Source organism: Pseudomonas sp. FG98 (assembly GCF_057808595.1).
This window is the reverse complement of the sequence record NZ_JBMDIJ010000171.1, coordinates 1-2,949: the sequence shown is the minus strand read 5'-3', so window position 1 is coordinate 2,949 and position 2,949 is coordinate 1. Positions and strand designations below refer to the sequence as shown.

4 protein-coding genes and 3 tRNA genes are annotated in these 2,949 nt (G+C 54.6%); all 7 read left to right on the top strand.

All coding sequences use genetic code 11. From position 1 onward, the window contains the following. Positions 1-168: 168 nt before the first annotated feature. A complete protein-coding gene (birA, locus tag ACODSK_RS32535; RefSeq protein ID WP_489022250.1) occupies positions 169-1,125 on the top strand; it encodes a bifunctional biotin--[acetyl-CoA-carboxylase] ligase/biotin operon repressor BirA in 957 nt (318 codons plus the stop codon). Continuing rightward, positions 1,115-1,861, top strand: a complete 747-nt coding sequence (locus ACODSK_RS32530) for a pantothenate kinase (RefSeq protein ID WP_489022248.1) — start codon at positions 1,115-1,117, stop codon at positions 1,859-1,861. Before birA ends, ACODSK_RS32530 begins: the two co-directional genes overlap by 11 nt. A 7-nt stretch (positions 1,862-1,868) precedes the next feature. After that, positions 1,869-2,285 (top strand): hypothetical protein, encoded by a 417-nt coding sequence (locus ACODSK_RS32525; RefSeq protein ID WP_489022247.1) that lies wholly within the window; start codon positions 1,869-1,871, stop codon positions 2,283-2,285. Between the two features lie 146 nt (positions 2,286-2,431). Beyond that, positions 2,432-2,516 (top strand) — tRNA-Tyr (locus tag ACODSK_RS32520). A gap of 23 nt (positions 2,517-2,539) precedes the next feature. Then, positions 2,540-2,613 (top strand) — tRNA-Gly (locus tag ACODSK_RS32515). 28 nt (positions 2,614-2,641) lie between these two features. Further along, a tRNA-Thr gene (locus ACODSK_RS32510) sits at positions 2,642-2,717 on the top strand. Between the two features lie 84 nt (positions 2,718-2,801). Continuing rightward, positions 2,802-2,949: GTP-binding protein (locus ACODSK_RS32505; protein WP_256202992.1), on the top strand; the 148-nt coding region annotated here is incomplete at its 3' end.

The window sequence follows — 2,949 nt, the reverse complement described above, 5'->3', positions numbered from 1 at the left end:
CAAGATTCAATTCCGAAACCCCTATCTGCGTATGCAGGTAGGGGTTTTGTTTTTGTTCTTTCGCAGTACTCCATTTCCCTTCAAATCGCACGCCGGCGGCTATCTGTTTTCTATGCAAGGTTCCCGGGCATGGCTATCATGCCTGCCTCATTGTGTATCGAGATTGGCATGCTGAAGTTGTTAACGCTCCTCAAGGATGGTCGATTTCATTCGGGTGAGGCCCTCGGGGCTGCACTGGGTGTGAGTCGCAGTGCTGTCTGGAAGCAATTGCAGCTCCTCGAGTCGGAGCTGAGCCTGACTGTGTACAAAGTACGTGGTCGAGGCTACAGGTTGGCTGCGCCGTTGCTGCTGCTCGATGCGGAAAAGATTGCTTCTCAGGCGGTCAGTGAGCCTTGGCCTGTGGTGGTTCGTGATGAAGTCGATTCCACCAATGCCGAGGCTTTGCGTCTGATCGCGGAAGGGCAGGCCGCGCCGCTTCTGGTGTTGGCTGAGCGACAGAGTGCGGGGCGTGGGCGCCGAGGTCGCGCCTGGTCGAGTCCGTTCGCTCAAAATCTCTATTACAGCCTTGTGCTGCGTGTGGATGGTGGCATGCGTCAGTTGGAGGGGCTCAGTCTTGTCGTTGGGCTCGCTGTGAGAGAGGCACTGCTGGCAATGGGTATTGCTTCGGCAGGCCTGAAGTGGCCAAACGACGTGCTTGTGGGTACGAGCAAGGTGGCAGGTATTCTCCTGGAACTGGTTGGGGATCCTGCCGATGTTTGTCATGTTGTTCTCGGTATCGGCATCAACGTGAACATGAAAGAGGCTGACATCGATCAGGCTTGGACCTCACTGTGTCTGGAGACTGGCCAGTTAGTTGATCGCAATCGTCTTGCCGCAGCGCTCGGTGACAATCTGCGCCTTTACCTGGCTCGTCATCGCGAACATGGTTTTGCTGCCCTGCAGAAGGAATGGGAGCAGGCGCATCTATGGCAAGGTCGGGCCGTTTCGCTGATCGCAGGCTCCAGTAGTATCGATGGCCTGGTATTGGGAGTGGATCATCAGGGCGCCTTGCGTCTTGATGTGAACGGTATTGAGAAGAGCTTTAGTGGTGGAGAGCTCAGCTTGAGGTTGCGTGATGATTCTTGAGCTCGATTGTGGCAACAGCTTTATCAAGTGGCGGATTATTCGGCGCAACGGCGCCGCGTTTATGGCTGGAGGGGTTGTCGACTCGGACAAGTCGCTACTTCTGGCAATACAGGATACAGGGCTCCTACCCCGTTTCTGTCGTCTGGTCAGTGTTCGTACCGAGGATGAAACCAACGAATTGGTGCTTGCCTTGGCTGCTGCGTTCTCTCTGGAGGTCATGAAGGCTGGGCCTGCGCAGGAGCTTGCAGGTGTGCGCAATGGCTACGATGACTTCCAGCGCCTCGGGCTTGATCGTTGGCTGGCTTTGCTGGGGGGGTATCATCTGGTGAAGGCTGCCTGCGTCGTCATCGATCTGGGTACCGCGGTGACTTCTGATTTCGTCAGTGCGACTGGCGAGCACCTGGGCGGATTCATCTGTCCTGGGATGCCTCTGATGCGGAACCAGTTGCGCACGCACACACGGCGGATTCGCTACGATGATGCGTCGGCTGAGCAGGCGGTGATCAGCCTGGCGCCAGGACGTTCGACTGTCGAGGCGGTTGAGCGGGGTTGTACGTTGATGTTGCAAGGTTTCGTATTGGCCCAGGTCGAGCAGGCGAAAGCGCTGTGGGGTGAGGATTTTACGCTGTTTATCACTGGCGGCGATGCATCCCTGGTCAATCGGGTGGTGCCAGCAGCTCGCGTGGTTCCCGATCTGGTATTCGTCGGGCTTGCCATCGCTTGTCCGCTGGATTGAGGTGCGTATGCGTTGGATGTTTCTTCTGCTATTGGTCCTGAATGTCTTCTATTACGTCTGGCATCAGCAGGAAGCTCCGTTGAAGGCCAAGGAAGTGGTGTCTTTGTCGCTATACAAGGGGAGCCAGCAGGATATCCAGCTGTTGAGCGAGGTGCAGCAGGCCGGTTCAGAAAAGAACTGCCTTTATCTGGGGGGGCTTGCGACGCCGGAAGTGCTTGAGTCGCTGCGCCAGCGCTTGATCACCTTGGATATTTCTTCCAGGAAGGTGGTCGGAAAGCTGATGGATAACGCTGGCTGGTGGCTGCAGATCCGCCCGGAAAGCCGGCGTTTGCTGGGCGAAACCCTGGTCGATGGTCTTTCTCATGATTTCAATGACTTAAAGAGTAAAATAATGCAGTGCGAGGGTATTGCAACGGTCGAATAGTTTGCATAGAATGGCGCCCGCTTCACAGGGATAACCACTAAGTGGCAAGACTGCGAAGTTACTGTCAAACTAGCTAAGCTCAAGATTTTAAAGAGAAAAAGCTTGACAGTAGGACGGCAAAGATACAAAATGCCGCCCACAGCTCAGGAGGGGTTCCCGAGCGGCCAAAGGGATCAGACTGTAAATCTGACGTCTACGACTTCGAAGGTTCGAATCCTTCCCCCTCCACCAGTTTTAGCGAGAGCAGTAGGCTCGCGGGTATAGTTTAGTGGTAGAACCTCAGCCTTCCAAGCTGATGATGCGGGTTCGATTCCCGCTACCCGCTCCAAGTTTGCTTCTGTTGCAAAATGCGTTTCGCTCTTGTAGCTCAGTTGGTAGAGCACACCCTTGGTAAGGGTGAGGTCAGCGGTTCAAATCCGCTCAAGAGCTCCATCTAACAAGGCAGATATGAAAATATCTGCCTTTGTTTTAATGGTTGGTGTCGCAGCTTAATTCTTCTGTTGGAGGATGGTATCGATGGCTAAGGAAAAGTTTGAACGTAACAAGCCGCACGTTAACGTCGGCACCATTGGTCATGTTGACCATGGCAAAACTACGTTGACTGCAGCGCTGACTCGCGTCTGCTCCGAAGTTTTCGGTTCGGCTCGTGTTGACTTCGACAAGA

Coding starts and splice junctions, on each gene's coding strand:
- ACODSK_RS32525 (WP_489022247.1), top strand. CDS start 1,869: ATGCGTTGGATGTTTCTTCTGCTATTGGTCCTGAATGTCTTCTATTAC.
- ACODSK_RS32530 (WP_489022248.1), top strand. CDS start 1,115: ATGATTCTTGAGCTCGATTGTGGCAACAGCTTTATCAAGTGGCGGATT.
- birA (WP_489022250.1), top strand. CDS start 169: ATGCTGAAGTTGTTAACGCTCCTCAAGGATGGTCGATTTCATTCGGGT.